Genomic DNA, 19,725 nt, shown 5'->3' with positions numbered 1-19,725 from the left:
TCAAGGAGACACCATGTCACGAACCAAGAAAATCACCCTCGGCATCACTGCGGGCGCGCTGGCGCTCGGTGCCGGCCTGGGGGTTACCGGAATGGCCTCGGCCGCCACCACCCCGAGCCCCAGCGCCACCTCGAGCACGTCGGCGGAGGGCAGCGGCTCGACTGACGGCGTCCGGGGCGGCCACAGAGGCGACCGCGGCCAGATCGCTGCAGACCTTGCCACCAAGCTGGGCGTTGATGAAGCGAAAGTGACCGAGGCGATCCAGGCGTTCCGCGAGGCCAACAAGCCGACGGCGGCGCCCGCCGAGGGCACCAAACCTGACCGCACCGCCCAGGACGCGGCGATGGCCAAGTCGCTTGCCGCGGCACTCGGCGTCGAGGAGTCCAAGGTCACCGCGGCCCTGACGGAGATCCGCGAGGCGAAGCAGGCCGAACGCGCATCAGCGCTGAAGACCAGGCTCGATACGGCGGTCAAGGACGGCACCCTCACCCAGGACGAGGCCGATGCGGTCACGAAGGCCGTCGAAAAAGGCGTGATCGGAGGCGGCGGCCACTAGAAATCAGGCTGCGACCCTGCCAGTCCCGCATTCACCCATGAACGGGGAATCCCCCGGGAAAAGTCCCGGGGGATTCTCCGTTCCCAGAGGTGAGGAAGCGTTTGGGGTTGGGCGACCAGAGGTGAGGAAGCGTCTGTGGCCGGGTGCAGCCTAGAGCACCTTGCGGATGGTTTCCTCGAAGCTCGTGACGTGGTGCAGCGCCAGCTCGCCTGCCCTGTCCGCGTCCCCCTCCGCCACGGCCTTGAGCAGGTCCACGTGCTCATTGATGTGGCCGCTCACTGACGGCACCTTGTCCAGGACCAGGCACCAAATGCGCGTGGCCAGGTTGTCGTAACGGATCAGGGTGTCCTCAAGGTGCGGGTTGGCCGCTGCACGGTAGATCAGGCGGTGGACCGTCAGGTCGTAGCGCATGAGCTCCCGGGACTGGGCCGGCGTCGGCGCCAGTTCGGAGATGGCTTTGGCCACGTCCAGCAGTTCGTCACGCATGGCGCTGTTGGCCCGCTTGGCGGCACGCCGCGCCGCGAGCGGCTCCAGCAGTTCCCGGATCTCCGAGACGTCGGCCAGTTCGGTGAAGTCCACAGTCGTGGCGAAGGTTCCGCGCCGGGGGTAGGACACCACGAGGTGGTCCACCTCCAGCCGCTTGATGGCCTCGCGAACGGGGGTGCGTCCGAAGCCGAGCTCGGCCGCCAGCTGGCCGTCATTGATGGGCTCGCCGGGACGGATGTCCAGCATGATCAGCTTGTCGCGCAGCTGCCGGTACGCTGCCTCGGCCTGGGACAGCGTTTCATCCTCGGCGGGTGGCATGGCGGGAAGAGCATTCACAGCGAGGTTCCCTTTCTGGGCTCCAAGCGGAAGCGCATTGTCATTTTGCTTCTGCTATTGACTCTGTTGTGAGCTCAATCATACCATTGTCGTCATACTGATATATCAGTCCCAAGCTAAGTGGTATTTCATAAGGAGCATTCGTGGTTGAGCAGTTGAACGACCGACTTTCCGTAGTCGATCCCGAGATCCAGCAAGCAGTCGCCCGCGAGCTGGACCGCCAGCAGTCAACGCTGGAAATGATCGCCTCGGAGAACTTCGCTCCCGCGGCCGTCATGGAGGCGCAGGGTTCGGTCCTCACGAACAAGTACGCCGAGGGTTACCCGGGCAAGCGTTACTACGGTGGCTGCGAGCACGTCGACGTCGTCGAGCAGCTGGCCATCGACCGCATCAAGGCACTCTTCGGCGCCGAGTTCGCCAACGTCCAGCCGCACTCCGGCGCGCAGGCCAACGCTGCCGCCATGTTCGCACTGCTGAACCCGGGCGACACCATCCTCGGCCTGGACCTGGCCCACGGCGGCCACCTCACCCACGGCATGCGCATCAACTTCTCCGGCAAGCTCTACAACGTGGTCCCCTACCACGTCCGCGAGTCCGACTTCCGCGTTGACATGGCCGAGGTCGAGGCCCTCGCCCTGGAGCACAAGCCTAAGCTCATCGTGGCCGGCTGGTCCGCCTACTCCCGCCAGCTCGACTTCGCCGAGTTCCGCCGGATCGCCGACCTCGTCGGTGCCTACCTGATGGTGGACATGGCGCACTTCGCCGGCCTCGTCGCCGCAGGCCTGCACCCCAACCCGGTGCCGTACGCCGACGTCGTCACCACCACCACGCACAAGACCCTCGGCGGTCCCCGCGGCGGCGTCATCCTCGCCAAGGAACAGTACGCCAAGAAGATCAACAGTGCAGTCTTCCCCGGCCAGCAGGGCGGCCCGCTGGAGCACGTCATCGCCGCCAAGGCCGTGGCCTTCAAGCTCGCAGCATCCGAGGGCTTCAAGGAGCGCCAGCAGCGCGTTCTCGAAGGTGCCAAGCTGCTGGCCGAGCGCTTCCTGCAGTCCGACGTCGAAGCTGCCGGCATCACGGTGGTCAACGGCGGCACGGACGTCCACCTGGTCCTCGTTGACCTGCGCAACTCCGAGCTGGACGGCCAGCAGGCCGAGGACACCCTGCACCGGATCGGCATCACCGTCAACCGCAACGCCGTCCCGTTCGACCCCCGCCCGCCGATGGTCTCCTCCGGCCTCCGGATCGGTACCCCGGCCCTGGCCACCCGTGGCTTCGGCGCCGCCGAATTCACCGAGGTCGCGGACATCATCGCCAAGGCCCTGATCGGCGCCGCCGGCACCGGAACGCTCGACGACGACACCGCCGTCGAACTCCGCGCACGCGTCACCGCGCTCGCCGAGAAGTTCCCCCTGTACCCCCAGCTCAGCGGCGCAGGCGAAATCGCCGCTTTTGAGAATGACATGATCGGAGCAGCCCAGTGAGCACGCACCACCTCCCGGAGCACCCGGAATTCCTGTGGCACAACCCGGACCCCAAGCCCTCCTATGACGCCGTGATCGTCGGCGGCGGCGGGCATGGCCTGGCCACCGCCTACTACCTGGCCAAGAACCACGGCATGACCAACATCGCCGTCCTGGAAAAGGGCTGGCTCGCCGGCGGCAACATGGCCCGCAACACCACCATCATCCGTTCCAACTACCTCTGGGACGAGTCCGCCGCCATCTACGAGCACGCCCTGAAGCTGTGGGAGATCCTGCCCGAGGAACTCGACTACGACTTCCTCTTCAGCCAACGCGGCGTGATGAACCTGGCCCACACCCTGGGCGACGTCCGCGAGAGCATCCGCCGCGTGGGCGCCAACAAGCTCAACGGCGTGGACGCCGAATGGCTGGACCCGCAGCAGGTCAAGGAACTCTGCCCCATCCTGAACATCCGCGACGACATCCGCTACCCGGTCATGGGCGCCACCTACCAGCCGCGCGCCGGCATCGCCAAGCACGACCACGTCGCCTGGGCCTTCGCCCGCAAGTGTGACGAGATGGGCGTGGACATCATCCAGAACTGCGAAGTCACCGGCTTCATCAAGGACGGCGAACGCGTGGTGGGCGTCAAGACCAACCGCGGCACCATCAACACCGAAAAGGTGGGCCTTTGCGCCGCCGGCCACAGCTCGGTCCTGGCGGAGATGGCCGGCTTCCGGCTCCCCATCCAGTCCCACCCGCTGCAGGCACTGGTGTCCGAGCTCCACGAGCCGGTCCACCCCACCGTCGTCATGTCCAACCACGTCCACGTGTACGTCTCCCAGGCGCACAAGGGTGAACTGGTCATGGGCGCCGGCGTCGACTCCTACAACGGCTACGGCCAGCGCGGCTCCTTCCACGTGATCGAGCACCAGATGGCCGCCGCCGTCGAGCTCTTCCCGATCTTCGCCCGGGCACACGTGCTCCGGACCTGGGGCGGCATCGTGGACACCACGCTGGATGCCTCGCCGATCGTGGGCACCACCCCGGTGGAAAACATGTTCGTCAACTGTGGCTGGGGAACCGGCGGCTTCAAGGGCACGCCCGCTGCCGGCCTGACCTTCGCGCACACCATCGCCACCGGCGCACCGCACAAGCTCAACAAGCCGTTCGCCCTGGAGCGCTTCGAAACGGGCGCCCTGATCGACGAACACGGCGCTGCCGCCGTCGCCCACTAGCCACGGTCCATAAGAAAGAAGACGCACATGCTGCTTATCTCCTGCCCCAACTGCGGCCCGCGGGACGAAACCGAGTTCCACTACGGCGGCCAGGCCCACGTGCCCTACCCCGAGAACCCCAACGACCTCACGGACCGGGAATGGGCCGAGTACCTGTTCTACCGCGAGAACACCAAGGGCACCTTCGCCGAACGCTGGGTGCACAGCACCGGCTGCCGGCAGTGGTTCAACATGCTCCGCGACACGGTCACGTACGACATCCAGGCCGTCTACCCGATGGGGACGCCGCGGCCTGCCGCACCCGTCCCTCCGGCAGCTGACACCGGCACTGCAAGCACCGGCCCGGCCAGCACCACCCCCCTCAGCCCCAGCACCGCCCCGGAAGGAGCGACCAAGTGACCTCCCAGAACGCGCGCCTCAGCACCGGCGGCCGCATCGACCGCAGCATCTCCTGGCGCTTCACCGTGGACGGCGAGGAATTCACCGGCCACCCGGGTGACACGCTGGCCTCCGCGATGCTGGCCAACGGCCGCGTCGCCGCCGGCAACTCCCTGTACGAGGACCGTGCCCGCGGCATCCTGGCCGCAGGCGTGGAAGAACCCAACGCGCTGGTCCGGATCGAGGCCCGGTTCCCCGGCGACGTCGCCGAATCCATGCTCCCCGCCACCACCGTTTCGCTCGTGGACGGCCTGCAGGCCAGCCTGCTCAACGGCCTCGGCAAGCTGGACCCGGCCGATGACCGCGCCGAGTACGACAAGAAGTACGTCCACACCGACATCCTGGTGATCGGCGGCGGCCCCGCAGGCCTCGCCGCAGCCCGCGAAGCTGTCCGCAGCGGCGCACGCGTCATCCTGATGGACGACCAGCCGGAACTCGGCGGCTCGCTGCTGTCCGGATCCACGGCCCCCGAACTGGCCGAGACCATCGAGGGCAAGCCGGCGCTCGAATGGGTCGCCGACGTCGAGGCCGAGCTCGTCTCCGGCGCCGAGAGCACCGTGCTGAACCGCACCACCGCCTTTGGCGCGTACGACTCCAACTACGTCATCGCGGTCCAGAACCGCACTGACCACCTCTCCAGCCCGGCAGCTTCCGGCGTCTCCCGCCAGCGGATTTGGCACATCCGTGCCAGCCAGGTTGTCCTGGCCCCGGGCGCCCACGAGCGTCCCCTGGTGTTCGAGAACAACGACCGCCCGGGCATCATGCTCGCCTCGGCCGTGCGTACCTACCTGAACCGCTACGCCGTGGCTGCCGGTTCGCGCGTGGTGGTCAGCACCACCAACGACAGCGCCTACGCCCTCGTCGCGGACCTGCGCGCCGCCGGGATCAAGGTCGCCGCCGTCGTCGACGCCCGTTCCAGCCTCACCCCGGTGGCTGCCGCCGCCGTCGAAGCCGGCACCCGTGTCCTCATCGGCAGCGCCGTGGCCAACACCGCCGCTGACCCGGATGGCCGCCTGAACAGCGTCACCGTCCGCAGCATTAACGACGACGGCGAACTCACCTCCGGCGTCGAAGAGATCGCCGCCGACCTGCTGGCAGTGTCCGGCGGCTGGAGCCCGCTGGTGCACCTGCACTCGCAGCGCCAGGGCAAGCTGCGCTGGGACGAGGACCTCGCGGCCTTCGTGCCGTCCACCCTGGTTGCCAACCAGCAGACCATCGGCTCGGGCCGCGGCAGCTTCGAACTCGCCGACTGCCTGGCCGAGGGCATCTCCGCCGGTGCCGCCGCAGTGATCGCTGCCGGCTTCGAGTCCGCTGTTGAGCCGTCCGTCCTGGCCGAGCCAAAGGCATCCGCCCCGACCCGCCAGCTGTGGGTTGTCCCCGGCCAGACCGGAACCCCCGACGACTGGCACCACCACTTCGTCGACTTCCAGCGTGACCAGTCCGTGGCCGACGTCCTGCGCTCCACCGGCGCCGGCATGCGGTCCGTAGAGCACGTCAAGCGCTACACCTCCATCAGCACCGCCAACGACCAGGGCAAGACGTCCGGCGTGAACGCCATCGGCGTCATCGCCGCGGCCCTGCGCCAGGCCGGCGAGGCTTCCCGGGGCATCGGCGACATCGGCACCACCACCTACCGTGCGCCGTTCACCCCCGTGGCCTTCGCGGCACTGGCCGGACGCCAGCGCGGCGAGCTGTTCGACCCCGCCCGGGTCACATCGATCCACCCCTGGCACGTCGCCCAGGGCGCCCTGTTCGAGGACGTCGGACAGTGGAAGCGGCCGTGGTACTACCCGCAGAACGGCGAGGACATGGACGAGGCCGTACTCCGCGAGTGCGCCGCCGTCCGCGACTCCGTGGGCTTCATGGACGCCACCACCCTCGGCAAGATCGAGATCCGCGGCAAGGACGCAGGCGAGTTCCTGAACCGCATCTACACCAACGCGTTCAAGAAGCTGGCTCCGGGTTCTGCCCGCTACGGCGTCATGTGCCTCGCTGACGGCATGATCTTCGACGACGGCGTGACCCTGCGCCTGGACGAGGAAACCTACTTCATGACCACCACCACCGGCGGCGCCGCCAAGGTGCTGGACTGGCTGGAGGAATGGCTGCAGACCGAATGGCCGGAACTCGATGTGCACTGCACCTCGGTGACCGAACAGTGGAGCACGATCGCCGTCGTCGGACCCAAGTCCCGCGACGTCATCGCCAAGGTCGCCCCGGAACTGGCAGCCAACGGCGGCCTGTCCGCCGAGGCGTTCCCGTTCATGACCTTCCGCGAAACCACCCTCGCGTCCGGCGTGCAGGCCCGCGTCTGCCGGATCTCGTTCTCCGGTGAACTGGCGTACGAAATCAATGTGCCGTCCTGGTACGGGCTGAACACGTGGGAATCCGTTGCCGCGGCCGGCGCCGAGTTCAACATCACCCCCTACGGCACCGAGACCATGCACGTGCTGCGCGCCGAGAAGGGCTACCCGATCGTCGGCCAGGACACCGACGGCACGGTCACCCCGCAGGACGCCGGCATGGAATGGATCGTCTCCAAGGCCAAGGACTTCATCGGCAAGCGCTCCTACAACCGCGTCGACCAGCACCGCGATGACCGCAAGCACCTGGTCAGCGTCCTTCCAGTGGACGGCTCGCTGAAGCTTCCGGAAGGAACCCAGCTGGTGGAGAAGGGCATCCCGGCGAACCCCGCCTACGGCCCGGTCCCGATGCAGGGCTTCGTGACCTCCAGCTACCACAGCGCCGCCCTGGGCCGCTCGTTCGGCCTGGCGCTGATCAAGAACGGCCGCAACCGGATCGGCGAAACCCTGGTGGCTGCCGCCGGCAACCAGCTCGTCGACGTAGTCGTGGCAGAAACCGTACTGTTTGACCCCGAAGGGACCCGCAAAGATGGCTAACACCGCAGCCTTCACAGGCATCAATGGACTCCGGGAAATCCGCCGCAGCCCAGCCTCCCACCTCGCCGAAGCATTCGACTCCGGGTCCGTGCAGGGAACAGTCACCCTCAAGGAGGGCCCGTTCCAGACCATGGCCGGCGTCCGGGTTGACCCGAACTCCGAAACCGGCGCCCGGATCGGCTCCGTCACAGGCGGCCTGCCGGTGAGCTGCGGCGAGGTCCGCGGCACGGACCGCATCAGCGTCCTGTGGCTTGGCCCACAGGAGTTCCTGGTGGTAGCCCCGGAAGACGCCCACGACTCCCTGGGCGGGGACCTGATCGGCTCCCTCAAGTCGGCCCTGGGCGACGGCGCCGGGCAGGTGGTGGACCTGTCCGCCAACCGCACCACGTTCGAGCTGTCCGGCCCCCGGGCCCGTGCGGTGCTGGAAAAGGGCTGCGCCCTGGACCTGCACCCGCGCACCCTCAAGCCGGGCACCGCCCTGAACACCGAGGTGGGCAACATTCCGGTCGTCCTGTTCAAGGACGGGGAGGAAAGCTTCCGGCTGTTCCCCCGCGCCTCGTTCGCGGATTACCTGGGCCGCTGGCTCCTGGACGCCATGAGGGAGTTCGCTTCCCCTGAGGTGCCTTAATGGCGCTTAGCGCACTGGACCTGTTTTCCGTTGGCATCGGGCCGTCGTCGTCACACACGGTCGGCCCGATGCGGGCGGCAAAGCAGTTCGCCGACGGACTCAAGGGCGGCGGGCTGCTGAGCTCGACCACTCGGGTCCAGGCAGAGCTCTTCGGATCCCTCGGCGCCACCGGCCGGGGCCACGGTTCCGACAAGGCCGTGGTGCTCGGCCTGCAGGGCCTGGAGCCGGAAACCGTGGACACGTCCACAGCCGACGACAAGGTGGCAGCCGCCGCCCTGGACGCCGAGCTCCGGATCGGCGGGGACCACCGGGTGGACTTCAACTGGGACGAGGACGTGGTGCTGCACCGGCGCAAGTCGCTGCCGGCCCACCCCAACGGCATGACGTTCCGCGCTTTGGACCACGCCGGCACGGTACTGAGCGAACGGAGCTTCTACTCCATCGGTGGCGGTTTCGTCGTCGACGGTGATGCCGACGCCGGTGCCAAGGTGGTTGCCGACGACACCCAGCTGCCGTACCCCTTCACCACGGCCAACGAGCTCCTGGAGATCTGCCGCCGCGAGGGCATGTCGATCTCCGACGTCATGCTCGCCAACGAGCTGGCATGGCGCAGCGAGGCGGAGCTCCGCGAGGAACTGCTGAAGCTGTGGGCCGTCATGCGCGAATGCGTGGAGAACGGCTGCTCCGCGGAGGGCATCCTGCCCGGCGGGCTGCAGGTGAAGCGGCGTGCGCCGCAGCTCTTCCAGACGCTGTCCAAGGACTCGGCCAGCACGGACCCGCTCCGCGCGATGGAGTGGGTGAACCTCTTCGCGCTGGCCGTCAACGAGGAGAACGCGGCCGGTGGCCGCATCGTCACCGCCCCCACCAACGGGGCAGCAGGAATCGTGCCGGCCGTCCTGCACTACTACGTTAAGTTTGTTCCCGGCGCCAACGACGACGGTGTGGTGCGGTTCCTGCTGGCGGCGGCCGCCGTCGGGATCCTGTTCAAGATCAACGCTTCAATCTCCGGTGCGGAAGTTGGGTGCCAGGGTGAGGTCGGCTCGGCCTGCTCCATGGCCGCTGCCGGACTCTGTGAGGTGCTTGGCGGCACCCCGGAACAGGTGGAGAACGCCGCCGAGGTGGGGATCGAACACAACCTCGGGCTGACCTGCGACCCCGTGGGCGGGCTGGTACAGATCCCGTGCATCGAACGGAACGCGATCGCCAGCGTCAAGGCCATCAACGCCGCACGCCTGGCCCTGCACGGGGACGGCAGCCACAAGGTGTCGCTGGACAAGGCCATCAAGACCATGCGCGAGACCGGCGCCGACATGAAAACCAAGTACAAGGAAACCTCTCGAGGAGGCCTCGCTGTGAATGTAATTGAGTGCTGACCATGACTGCTATTCAGACTGAGCCGCGTGCCGCCGGGCAGCCCGCCAACAGCGTCGAGCACGTGCTGACCCTGGACTGCCCCGAAGGCCCGGGCATCGTGCACGCCGTCTCCGGCTTCCTGCTCGAGTACGGCTGCGACATCATCGACAACAAGCAGTTCGGCGACCGGTCCGAAGGGCACTTCTTCATGCGGGTGCACTTCGCGTCCGACGGCAACGAGGCCACCCTGGAGCAGCTGCGCGCAGGCTTCGCCCCGGTTGCCGAGAAGTACAACATGAAGTGGCGGCTGGAACGCAACGGGTCCCGCCGCAAGGTCCTGATCATGGTCTCGAAGTTCGGCCACTGCCTCAACGACCTGCTTTTCCGCGCCCGCGTGGGTGAACTGCCCATCGAGGTGGTGGGTGTGGTGTCCAATCACACGGATCACCAGGCCCTCGTGGACTGGCACGGCATCCCGTTCTTCCACATCCCGGTCACCGCAGCCACCAAGCCGGAGGCAGAGGCCCGGCTGCTGGAGATCGTCGATGACCTCGACGTTGAACTGGTGGTGCTCGCCCGGTACATGCAGGTTCTCAGCGACGACCTGGCCCGCAAGCTGGACGGCCGGGCGATCAACATCCACCACTCGTTCCTGCCGTCATTCAAGGGTGCCAAGCCGTACCACCAGGCCTACGCCCGCGGCGTGAAGACCGTGGGCGCCACCGCGCACTACGTGAACGCCGAACTCGACGAGGGCCCGATCATCGCGCAGCAGGTCGTCGAGGTGGACCACACCTTCGGCCCCGAGGACCTCGTCGCCGCCGGACGCGACACCGAATGCAAGGCGCTCAGCAACGCCGTCCGCTGGCACTGCGAAGGCCGCATCATCCTCAACGGCAACCGGACCGTGGTCCTGAAGTAGACCCTTCCTCACATCCCGTCGCCTAAAACCCGACGCGTCCTCACGTCCTGCCGCCCACGACCCGACGCGTCCTCACGTCCTGCCGCTTAACCCGAAACCCTCCCGCAGTTCATGCGGGAGGGTTTCGGTTTAAGCGACCAAAGGTGAGGACGCGTCTGGGATCAGGCGGCGAAAGGTGAGGACGCGTCTGGGATCAGGCGGCGAAAGGTGAGGACGCGTCTGGAATCAGGCGGTGAAAGGTGAGGACGCGTCTGGGATGAGGAGGCGTCGGGGGTCAGACGCCGAGCTGTTCGCGGAGCGCCTGGACGTGGCCCTGCGCCTTGACCTGGTACTGGGCCAGGGTGACTTTGCCTTCGGGGTCCAGGACCACGGTGGAGCGGACGATGCCCTCGTGCACTTCTCCGTCGATGAGCTTCTCGCCCCAGGCGCCGTAGGCCAGGGCCACGGCGTGGTCTTCGTCGGCCAGCAGCGGGAAGGTGAGATCGAAGTCGCCCGTGAAAGCCGCCAGCTTCTCCGGCGCGTCGGGGGAGATGCCCAGCACCGCGTAGCCGGAACCCTGGAAGGAAGCCAGGTTGTCGCGGAAGTCGCAGGCTTCGGTGGTGCAGCCGGGAGTGGCGGCCTCGGGGTAGAAGTACACGATGACGTTCTTGCCGCGGTAATCGGCCAGCGAGGTCTGCTTGCCTTCTGCGTCCCGCAGGGTGAAGTCCGGCGCCTGGGTTCCGGGCTGGAGCTTGGTGGTCAGTTTGGGGCTCATGGCATTCCTTCTGATGGATCTGGGTCGAGCGAAAATCTGGTCAAGCGAATTCACTGATCGGACTGAGATGGATAACAGCAGCCTTAGATACTGTATTCCGCAGGCCCTCGGACGGTCGCAGCGGGTCCGCAGATGAAGCGGTAGCCGCCGCCGCGGACGGTGGCGATCGCGTGCCGGCCGCCGCGCAGCTTCCGCCGTACCCGGCCCACGTACACGTCGATGGAACGGGCGGCGGCGCCGGGGCTGTCGCACGACTCCAGGAAAAGCCTTAGCTCCTCCCGGTCCACAGTCCGTGAGCAGTGCTCCACCAGGTACCGCAGCAGCTTGAATTCGACGCCGGTCAGCGGCACCAGGTCGCCGTCCAGCAGCACCTCGGAGCGGGCAAGGTCCACGGCCACCCGGCTGACGTGTCCGGCCGACGGCGGGAGGTGGGTGGCGGCGCCGTCGTCCTTTTGTGCGGAGTCCGTTTCCGGGAACTCACTTTCCGAGGAGTCCGTTTGGGAGTCCTCCGGAGAGGACGACGGCGGCACGGACGTTCCGCCGCCGGGCGCGCCGTTGGGCGCCCCCTCCCCAGGGGGCATGCCCGGGTGCCTCCCGGCGGCGGATGTTGCAGCTCCGGCGGCAGGCCAGTGGACTTCCGCCTCCGGAGCAAACTGAAGGGCCCGTTCCAGCACCAGTTCGGCAGCCCGGGCCAGGACCTCCGGGTCGATGTCCTGGCCTTCGGGCGGAGCTACCCAGACGGCCAGGCCGTGGGCCTTGGCGAAACTACGGGCCGACGTGCCGCGCGGTGAATGGGCATGCACAGCCACCGCGCGGCCCTCAGATGCCGCCGCGGCGGATCAGCTTGCCGCCGGGGGTCTGGCCGTCCACCACGCTGCCGCGCAGGTAGGTGCGGCGGACCACGCCGGAGAGTGCCTTGCCGTCGTACGGGGTGATCGGGTTCTTGTGCTTGAGCTTGGACACGTCCACCACGAAGGCCTCGTCCTGGGCGAAGACGGCGAAGTCGGCGTCGTAGCCCAGCGCCAGCTGGCCCTTGTTGGAGAGCCGCGCCAGGGACGCGGGCTTCTCTGCCATCCACGACACCACCTGTTCCAGCGGGATGCCGCGGTGCCGGGCCTCGGTCCAGATGAGTGACAGGCCCAGCTGCAGCGAGGAAACCCCGCCCCAGGCGACGGCGAAGTCCCCGTTTTCCAGGTCCTTCAGGTCCAGCGTGCTGGGGGAGTGGTCGGAGACGATGCAGTCGATGGTGCCGTCCTGCAGGCCCTGCCAGAGGAGCTCGCGGTTGGAGGCTTCGCGGATGGGCGGGCAGCACTTGTACGCGGTGGCGCCGTCGGGGATTTCCTCGGCCATGAGCGTGAGGTAGTGGGGGCAGGTCTCCACGGTGAGGTGCACGCCGTCGCGCTTTGCCGAAGCGATCATCGGCAGGGCGTCGGAGGAGGACAGGTGCAGGATGTGGGCGCGGGCGCCGGTCCAGCGGGCACGCTCGATCACCTCGGCGATGGCCTTGTTCTCGGCGCCGCGGGGGCGGGAGGCCAGGAAGGTGGAGTAGTGGGCGCCGCCGGGGTGGGGTGCATGGTCAATGGCGTGTGAGTCCTCGGCGTGGACGATCATGAGCGAGTCGAAGGACTTCAGCTCGCGCATGTCCTCCTCCATCTCGTCCGCTTCCAGGTGCGGGAACTCGTCCACGCCGGAGTGCAGCAGGAAGCACTTGAAGCCGAAGACGCCCTCGTCGTGCAGCGGGCGCAGGTCGGCCTTGTTGCCCGGGATCGCGCCGCCCCAGAACCCGACGTCCACGAACGCCTGGTCCTCGGCCACCTCGCGCTTGAGCTTGAGGCCGTCCACGTTGGTGGTGGGCGGGATGGAGTTCAGCGGCATGTCGATGATGGTGGTGACGCCGCCGGCAGCCGCGGCGCGGGTGGCGGAGGCGAAGCCCTCCCACTCGGTGCGGCCGGGCTCATTGACGTGCACGTGGGTGTCCACGAGGCCGGGGATCAGGGTTTCGTCGTCGGCGAGTTCAACCACCTCGGCGCCCTGCAGGCCGTTGCCGAGCGGTTCGAGGGCGACGATCTTGCCGCCGCGCACGCCCACTTCACGGGCCGCGATCCCGGCGGTGGTGAGGATGCGCCGGCCCCGGATGACCAGGTCAAAGCGTTCTTCAGACATTCAGGGGCTCCTTCGTGTTAGCAGTGTCGGTCAGGTGCACGCCGATGTGCTGACCCAATTCCTGAAGCAGGCGTCCTGCTTCAGCTATGCATATCTCTACATTGCTCTCCAGTGCCGTCAGGGGATAGACCTGCCGGAAGCCGGAGTTCTGCTGCTGTTCCGGCGAGAGCGTGGTGCGGCCGCAGACAGCCAGTACCGGCACGTCCGCGGCAGCTGCCGCGCGGGCGACGCCCATGGGCGTCTTGCCCAGCAGGCTCTGTTCGTCGAGGCTGCCTTCGCCGGTGATCACCAGGTCCGCGCCGGCCAGCCGGTCGGCGAGCCGGGTGAATTCAAGCACGACGTCGATGCCCGGCCGGCGTGATGCGGCCAGTGCCGCGATGGCGGCGTAGCCGACGCCGCCGGCCGCCCCGGCGCCCGGTGCGCCGGCGGCCTTGACCGCGCGGGGCCCGATCTCCGTGGCGAGCACCTGGACGAAATTGGCCAGGGCGGCGTCCAGTTCGCCGACGTCCGCGGCGGTGGCGCCCTTCTGCGGTCCGAAGATGGCGGCCGCGCCTTCCGCTCCGAGGAGCGGGTTGTCCACGTCGCTCGCCAGAATGAAACGGGACTCCTCCAGCCGCGCATCAAAGCCGGAGAAGTCGATGGCGGCCAGGTCCGCAAGGGCGGCGCCGCCGAGGGGAAGTTCGTTGCCGGCGGCGTCGAGCAGCTTCGCACCGAGCCCCTGCAGAACTCCGGCGCCGCCGTCGGTGTTGGCGCTGCCGCCGACGCCCAGGATGATCTGCCGGCAGCCGGCGTCCAGCGCCGCACGGATCAGTTCGCCGGTGCCCAGGCTGCTGGCAGTCCGGGCGGACCCGGAACCCGGCCTCCCGCCGTCGTTCTTGGAAAAAGCGGAGGGCGGGAGCACGGCCAAACCGGACGCCGCGGCCATTTCGATTACGGCCTCCCGGCCGCGGACCGCGAACTCGGCCGTCAGCGGCTGCCCGGTGGGGCCGCTGACCACGGCACGGCGCCGGGTGAACCCGGAGCCGACGGCGGCGTCGAGGGTGCCCTCGCCGCCGTCGGCCACGGGAATCCGCAGTACCTCCAGGGTGCCGGGCAAGCCCGCTGTGGCGGTGCCGTTCCGGAGCCCGGTTTCAAGGTGCCGGGCGACGTCCGGGGCGGAGAGTGAGCCCTTGAACTTGTCCGGCGCGATCACGATGCGCATTGCTTGCCTTATCTTCGGTACTTTTTCGATGCGTCTGCTGGACCCTGGATGCGGGGCCTGCAGGTTGTTAGTCCTGCAGGCTGCTAGTCCTGCAGGGCCAGGATGGCGGTGGGGGCGTCGGCTGCCGTGGTGGCCAGTTCCTCGAACTCGTTCACGGCGTTGATCTCCAGGCCCATGGAGATGTTGGTGACCTTTTCCAGGATCACTTCAACCACCACGGGAACCTGGAACTCGCCCATCAGGGCCTTGGCCTTGTCGAACGCGGCCGGCATGTCCTCGGGGCTGGTCACACGGATGGCCTTGCAGCCCAGACCCTCGGCGACCTTGAGGTGGTCCACGCCGTAGCCCTCGGTTTCGGGGGAGTTGATGTTGTCGAAGCCCAGGGACACGTGGTAATCCATGTTGAAGCCGCGCTGGGACTGGCGGATCAGGCCCAGGTAGGAGTTGTTCACCACCACGTGGATGTACGGCAGGTTGAACTGCGCGCCCACGGCCAGTTCCTCGATCATGAACTGGAAGTCGTAGTCGCCGGACAGGGCCACCACGTTCTCGCCCGGCTTGCCGCGCACGACGCCGAGGGCGGCCGGGGCGGTCCAGCCCAGCGGGCCTGCCTGGCCGGCGTTGATCCACTTGCGGGCGCCGAACACGTGCAGCATCTGGGCGCCGGCGATCTGGGACAGGCCGATGGTGGACACGTAGGTGGTGTCCTTGCCGAAGGCCTTGTTCATCTCCTCGTATACGCGCTGCGGCTTCATGGGCACGTTGTCGAAGTGGGTCTTGCGGTGCAGGGTGGCCTTGCGCTCGGCGCACTCGGCAACCCAGGCCTTGTAGTCCGGCAGCGCCTTCGCGGCGGCGCGTTCGCGGGCGATTTCCAGCAGGCCGTCCAGGGCGGCGCCGGCGTCGGAGGCGATGCCGAAGTCCGGGGAGAACACGCGGCCGATCTGGGTGGGCTCGATGTCGATGTGCACGAACTTGCGGCCCGCCGTGTAGGTGTCCAGCCCGCCGGTGTGGCGGTTGGCCCAGCGGTTGCCGATGCCGATCACGAAGTCGCTGCGCAGGAAGTTCTCGTTGCCGTAGCGGTGGCTGGTCTGCAGGCCCACCATGCCGGCCATCAGTGCGTGGTCGTCCGGAATGGCGCCCCAGCCCATCAGGGTGGGGATGACGGGAACGTTCAGCAGCTCGGCCAGTTCCACCAGCTGCGCGGAGGCGCCGGCGTTGATGATGCCGCCGCCGGCCACGATCAGCGGGCGCTCGCCGGCCGTGAGCATGTCCAGGGCCTTTTCCAGCTGCTTGCGGGAGGCCCTGGGCTTCTCGACGGGCAGCGGCTCGTAGGTGTCGATGTCGAATTCGATCTCGGCCATCTGCACGTCGATCGGCAGGTCCAGCAGCACCGGGCCGGGGCGGCCGGAGCGCATCAGCTGGAAGGCCTTCTGGAACGCGCCGGGAACCTGGCCGGGCTCCAGGATGGTCATGGCCATCTTGGTGACGGGCTTGGCGATGGACTCGATGTCCACGGCCTGGAAGTCTTCCTTGTGCAGCTTGGCAACCGGGGCCTGGCCGGTGATGCAGAGCATGGGGATGGAGTCGGCCCACGCGGCGTACAGGCCGGTGATCATGTCGGTGCCGGCGGGGCCCGAGGTGCCGATGCAGATGCCGATGTTGCCGTCGGCTGCGCGGGAGTAGCCGTCGGCCATGTGGCTGGCGCCTTCAACGTGGCGGGCCAGGGTGTGGCGGATGCCGCCGTGGGCTTTCATGGCGGAGTAGAACGGGTTGATCGCCGCGCCCGGCAGGCCGAACGCCTCGGTGGCGCCCTCCTTTTCCAGGATGGCGATGGCAGCGTCTACGGTGCGCATCTTGGTCATGGTGTGCTCCTTGGGAAGTCTGTTTTTGGGTGTGCTGAAGGAAGGCCCGGCGTTTTGCCGGGCACTTAGTGGGGGTGCCGCCGTCGTAATTCCCGACGGCGGCTGGGGAGTTTTTGTACAGATAATGGCCGCCGGAGGGCCTTTAGGGCCGATTATCTGTACAAAAACTCCGGGGGAGGCGCTACTTCCGGCCGCTGAGCTGGAGGACCTGCTTGAAGAGTCCCGAGTGGTCCAGGCCGCCGTCGCCCTGGTTGACGGTGGCGGCGACGAGCTGGGCGACGACGGCGCCGAGCGGGATGGAGACGTTGGCTTCGCGGGCGGCGGAGGTGACGATGCCCAGGTCCTTGTGGTGGAGGGCGAGGCGGAAGCCGGGGTCGAAGTTGCGGTCCAGCATCTTCTGGCCCTTCTGGTCCAGGACCTTGGAGCCGGCCAGTCCGCCGCCGAGGACCTTGAGGGCGGCGTCGGTGTCCACGCCGTAGGCCTCGAGGAATGCGATGGCTTCGCCGAGGACCTCGATGTTGACGGCGACGATCAGCTGGTTGGCTGCCTTGACGGTCTGGCCGGAGCCGGAGGGGCCGACGTGGACGATGGTCTTGCCGACGGCGTTCAGGACGTCCTGGGCTGCCTCGAAGTCAGCTGCGTCACCGCCGACCATGATGGACAGGACGGCGTCGATGGCGCCCTGTTCGCCGCCGGAGACGGGGGCGTCGAGGGGGCGGATGCCGGCTGCCTTGGCGTCGTCGGCCAGCCGCTTGGCGACGTCGGGGCGGATGCTGGAGGCGTCGATCCACAGGGCGCCCTGCTTGGCGTTGGCGAAGACACCGTCCGGGCCGCTGACGACGCCCTCGACGTCCGGGGAGTCCGGGACCATGGTGATGACGACGTCGGCGTCCTTAACAGCGTCGGCGATGCTGGAGGCACCCTTGCCGCCTTCGGAGACGAGCTTGTCGATCTTGTCCTGGCTGCGGTTGAAGCCGGTGACGGTGTGGCCGGCTTTGACGAGGTTGATGGCCATGGGCAGGCCCATGATTCCGAGTCCGATGACTGCAACGTTGCTCATGATGGTTCTCTTTCTGAAGTCTTTAGATGGAGCGGGCGGGGATTAGCGGGCGGCGTGTTCGCGGATGGCCCAGCTGAAGGCGGTTTCCTGCGGTTCCTTGTATTCGAGGCCGATGTAGCCGTCGTAGCCGAGTTCGCGGCTGCGGGCGATCCACTCGCCGAGGGGAAGCTCGCCGGTTCCGGGAGCCCCGCGGCCGGGGTTGTCGGCAATCTGGATGTGGCCGAAGTCCTTGGCGTGGTTTTCGATGACGGCGGCGACGTCGTCCCCGTTGACGGCCAGGTGGTAGAAGTCCGCGAGGAGCTTGATGTTCCGGGCGCCGGATTCCGCCTTGACCCGGGCGATCACGTCGAGTGCGTCCTGGGCCTTGAGGAGCGGGTAGCGCGGGGCTCCGCTGACGGGTTCGAGGAGGACGGTGCCACCGATCCGGGCCACGCCTTCTGCGGCCGCGGCCAGGTTCTTGGCGGCGAGCTCGTCCTGTTCCTCCGGGCTGAATTCCTCCTGGCGGTTGCCGTAGAGGGCGTTGAAGGCCTTGCAGCCGAGCCGTTCGCCGATGCCGGCGACGACGTCGATGTTGTCCTTGAACTCGGAGCAGCGACCCTTCCAGGACACCAGGCCGCGGTCGCCGCCGGGCATGTTTCCGGCGTTGAAGTTCAGGCCGGAAAGCTGCACGCCGGCGTCGGTGATGGCACGCTCGAAGGCCGTGGTTTCGGCGTCGGAAGGGACTGAGCTCTCGAACGGCCACCAAAACTCGACGGCGTCAAAACCTGCCGCCTTGGCTGCTGCCGGGCGCTCGAGCAGGGGCAGCTCCGTCAGGAGGATGGAGCAGTTCACTGTGTACGTCATCGTAGGTCCTTCCGGGGAGGGGCTTTGATCTATCTTCCCTGCTTCTCGGCTTTTCTACCGTTTCCGCTTTGTGGAATTTAGATTCTGCTTTATGAAAAGTGTAGGGAAGGGGTGCCTGGAGAGTCAAGGGGACTGGTTTGGGGAGGCAGGAAGGGCCGGCACCTGCGGTGCCGGCCCTTCCCGTTTCTGTATGGTGCGCGCTGAAGTCCTGCGGCTATGCAGCGTCCACGAGAACGCCGTCGATCCGGGACAGAACTCCCGGCCAGCCGTTACCCATGCCCTGGAAAGCCTGTTTGCCCATTGCGGTGTCGAGCCTGAAGCCGGCATGTTCCAGGTGCAGTACCGTGCCGTCCTCCACTGACTCCAAGGTCCACGTCACGGTGGTGTCCAGCGCGCCTTCGGCGAAGAGGAAGCTGATGGACGTGCCTGGATCCACGTTGAGGACTTCGCACTGCTGCGTACCCCAGCCGCCCATGTCCAGGGTGAAGCGGTGCCCGACGGTGGGGGCGATGTCGCCGGCGGCCCACCAGCGAGCGAGCAGATCCGGGGTGGTGAGTGCCTTCCAGACCGCCTCCGGAGGGTGCGGAAAGTGGCGCGTGAGGCGGATCGTGTTGTCAGTCATGTCAGTTCTCCTCTTTCGGTGCGGTGCCGTTCGGCCGGTTGCTGTCCAATACGTTGCCCAGCGCGTCGAGGCGCCGGTTCCAGTAGTTCTCGTAGTGCTTCAGCCAGCCATGCACCTCCGCCAGGCCGGCTGCCTGAAGGTGGTAAACCCGGTGGCGTCCCTGCCGTTCTTCCCGCACCAGCCCCGCCTCGCGCAGCACGGCGAGGTGTTCCGAGGCTGTCGACCGGCTCTGGGCGAGCAGGCCGGTAAGCTCGCCCGCCGTCCGGGGGCCGTTGCGAAGCTCGTCGAGGATGGTGCGCCGCGACGGGTTCGCGAGGGCGCCGAAAATGTCCGGAAGCACGCCTGCATAATACGTCGGAAATTTCCGAAACGAAAGTGGTCCAGGTTCGACGCCGGGCTCTGCGAATATTTACCCCTGTTTCGCCGGGCTCCGGGCCCGTAAAATGAAGGTGGGGCCGACGGCAAGAGCCCCGGTGAGCGATCCTTACGAAGCCCGGGGTGCCTTCCCAACCGCCGCCGGCCCTTATGAATGGCCAGGTTCCGATCCGGTCACGCTCCGGCATCAGCTCTTCCCGCAAGATCACGGCCATGTGACCATTGGGCATGAGCGAAGAACTTATGGCGGCGGCACCCTCCGGCGGTGGCGCTCCCCGCAATCGAACGGCCGGACAGATCCATTCCGCGAGCTCCGAGGCGACACGGCAGATGCGCGAGCAGGCCAAGCGGCGCCGGGAAGCAGAAGCAAAGCTGCAGCTGCACCTCATGGAAACCCGCAACAAGTCAGCCGGAACACCGGACACCGCACTCTGACGGCAAAGCGAGGGCGCGCACGAAACCGGCCCCGACTGAACCTGTGCCAACAGCAGTCACGGCGGCACCATAACGGCTGTCTCTTATACC

The 19,725-nt window shown here is 67.5% G+C and carries 19 protein-coding genes; 9 read left to right on the top strand and 10 right to left on the bottom strand.

Annotated elements, in window-relative coordinates:
- Positions 1-13 precede the first annotated feature (13 nt).
- The gene (locus ACFUTU_RS16005) at positions 14-556 is read left to right on the top strand and encodes a hypothetical protein (protein WP_377965957.1); all 543 of its coding nucleotides are present in this window, start codon (positions 14-16) and stop codon (positions 554-556) included.
- Positions 557-706: 150 nt separating this feature from the next.
- Here ACFUTU_RS16005 and ACFUTU_RS16000 read toward each other — a convergent pair whose 3' ends face one another.
- Entirely contained in the window at positions 707-1,378 is a 672-nt protein-coding gene (locus tag ACFUTU_RS16000) for a GntR family transcriptional regulator (RefSeq protein ID WP_377965955.1), read from the bottom strand.
- A gap of 143 nt (positions 1,379-1,521) precedes the next feature.
- Between ACFUTU_RS16000 and glyA the strand changes: the two genes are divergently transcribed.
- Genes glyA through purU form a run of 7 tightly spaced genes read left to right on the top strand, consistent with a single transcriptional unit; the run spans position 1,522 to position 10,320 of the window.
- The gene (gene glyA / locus ACFUTU_RS15995) at positions 1,522-2,862 is read left to right on the top strand and encodes a serine hydroxymethyltransferase (protein ID WP_377965953.1); all 1,341 of its coding nucleotides are present in this window, start codon (positions 1,522-1,524) and stop codon (positions 2,860-2,862) included.
- Complete coding sequence (locus ACFUTU_RS15990; protein WP_377965951.1) at positions 2,859-4,079, top strand: sarcosine oxidase subunit beta family protein; 1,221 nt, start codon at positions 2,859-2,861, stop codon at positions 4,077-4,079. Before glyA ends, ACFUTU_RS15990 begins: the two co-directional genes overlap by 4 nt.
- 27 nt (positions 4,080-4,106) lie before the next feature.
- Positions 4,107-4,478, top strand: a complete 372-nt coding sequence (locus tag ACFUTU_RS15985; protein ID WP_377965949.1) for a sarcosine oxidase subunit delta — start codon at positions 4,107-4,109, stop codon at positions 4,476-4,478.
- Positions 4,475-7,417: a sarcosine oxidase subunit alpha family protein gene (locus ACFUTU_RS15980; protein WP_377965947.1), complete on the top strand. Its 2,943-nt coding sequence runs from the start codon at positions 4,475-4,477 to the stop codon at positions 7,415-7,417. Before ACFUTU_RS15985 ends, ACFUTU_RS15980 begins: the two co-directional genes overlap by 4 nt.
- Entirely contained in the window at positions 7,410-8,045 is a 636-nt protein-coding gene (locus ACFUTU_RS15975; RefSeq protein WP_377965945.1) for a sarcosine oxidase subunit gamma, read from the top strand. Before ACFUTU_RS15980 ends, ACFUTU_RS15975 begins: the two co-directional genes overlap by 8 nt.
- On the top strand, positions 8,045-9,418 hold the full coding sequence (locus ACFUTU_RS15970; RefSeq protein WP_377965943.1) for an L-serine ammonia-lyase: 1,374 nt from the start codon (positions 8,045-8,047) through the stop codon (positions 9,416-9,418). The genes ACFUTU_RS15975 and ACFUTU_RS15970 overlap by 1 nt, the downstream gene beginning before the upstream one ends.
- 2 nt (positions 9,419-9,420) lie before the next feature.
- Entirely contained in the window at positions 9,421-10,320 is a 900-nt protein-coding gene (purU, locus tag ACFUTU_RS15965) for a formyltetrahydrofolate deformylase (protein ID WP_377965941.1), read from the top strand.
- Between the two features lie 274 nt (positions 10,321-10,594).
- Here purU and bcp read toward each other — a convergent pair whose 3' ends face one another.
- From bcp to ACFUTU_RS15920, 9 genes are all read right to left on the bottom strand, one after another.
- Entirely contained in the window at positions 10,595-11,074 is a 480-nt protein-coding gene (bcp, locus tag ACFUTU_RS15960; protein ID WP_377965939.1) for a thioredoxin-dependent thiol peroxidase, read from the bottom strand.
- An 83-nt stretch (positions 11,075-11,157) separates the two neighbouring features.
- Entirely contained in the window at positions 11,158-11,883 is a 726-nt protein-coding gene (locus tag ACFUTU_RS15955; RefSeq protein WP_377965937.1) for a winged helix-turn-helix domain-containing protein, read from the bottom strand.
- A 10-nt stretch (positions 11,884-11,893) separates the two neighbouring features.
- Positions 11,894-13,237, bottom strand: a complete 1,344-nt coding sequence (gene allB / locus ACFUTU_RS15950) for an allantoinase AllB (RefSeq protein WP_377965935.1) — start codon at positions 13,235-13,237, stop codon at positions 11,894-11,896.
- Positions 13,230-14,438 (bottom strand): glycerate kinase, encoded by a 1,209-nt coding sequence (locus ACFUTU_RS15945; protein WP_377965933.1) that lies wholly within the window; start codon positions 14,436-14,438, stop codon positions 13,230-13,232. The genes allB and ACFUTU_RS15945 overlap by 8 nt, the downstream gene beginning before the upstream one ends.
- 83 nt (positions 14,439-14,521) lie before the next feature.
- Positions 14,522-16,300 carry a glyoxylate carboligase gene (gene gcl, locus ACFUTU_RS15940; RefSeq protein ID WP_377965931.1) on the bottom strand — a complete coding sequence of 593 codons (1,779 nt, stop codon included), beginning with the start codon at positions 16,298-16,300 and terminating at the stop codon, positions 14,522-14,524.
- Positions 16,301-16,481: 181 nt separating this feature from the next.
- A complete protein-coding gene (locus ACFUTU_RS15935) occupies positions 16,482-17,360 on the bottom strand; it encodes a 2-hydroxy-3-oxopropionate reductase (RefSeq protein WP_377965929.1) in 879 nt (292 codons plus the stop codon).
- Positions 17,361-17,402: 42 nt separating this feature from the next.
- Positions 17,403-18,203: a hydroxypyruvate isomerase family protein gene (locus tag ACFUTU_RS15930; RefSeq protein ID WP_377965927.1), complete on the bottom strand. Its 801-nt coding sequence runs from the start codon at positions 18,201-18,203 to the stop codon at positions 17,403-17,405.
- Between the two features lie 214 nt (positions 18,204-18,417).
- Entirely contained in the window at positions 18,418-18,825 is a 408-nt protein-coding gene (locus ACFUTU_RS15925; protein WP_377965925.1) for an SRPBCC domain-containing protein, read from the bottom strand.
- Position 18,826: 1 nt separating this feature from the next.
- Positions 18,827-19,165, bottom strand: a complete 339-nt coding sequence (locus tag ACFUTU_RS15920; RefSeq protein ID WP_377965923.1) for an ArsR/SmtB family transcription factor — start codon at positions 19,163-19,165, stop codon at positions 18,827-18,829.
- Between the two features lie 263 nt (positions 19,166-19,428).
- Between ACFUTU_RS15920 and ACFUTU_RS15915 the strand changes: the two genes are divergently transcribed.
- Positions 19,429-19,635: a hypothetical protein gene (locus tag ACFUTU_RS15915; RefSeq protein ID WP_377965921.1), complete on the top strand. Its 207-nt coding sequence runs from the start codon at positions 19,429-19,431 to the stop codon at positions 19,633-19,635.
- Positions 19,636-19,725 lie beyond the last annotated feature (90 nt).

The organism is Arthrobacter sp. NPDC057388, assembly GCF_042668165.1.
Taxonomy (GTDB): domain Bacteria; phylum Actinomycetota; class Actinomycetes; order Actinomycetales; family Micrococcaceae; genus Arthrobacter.
Note: the sequence above shows the minus strand (reverse complement) of the source record. Positions and strands in the feature narration are given on the sequence as shown.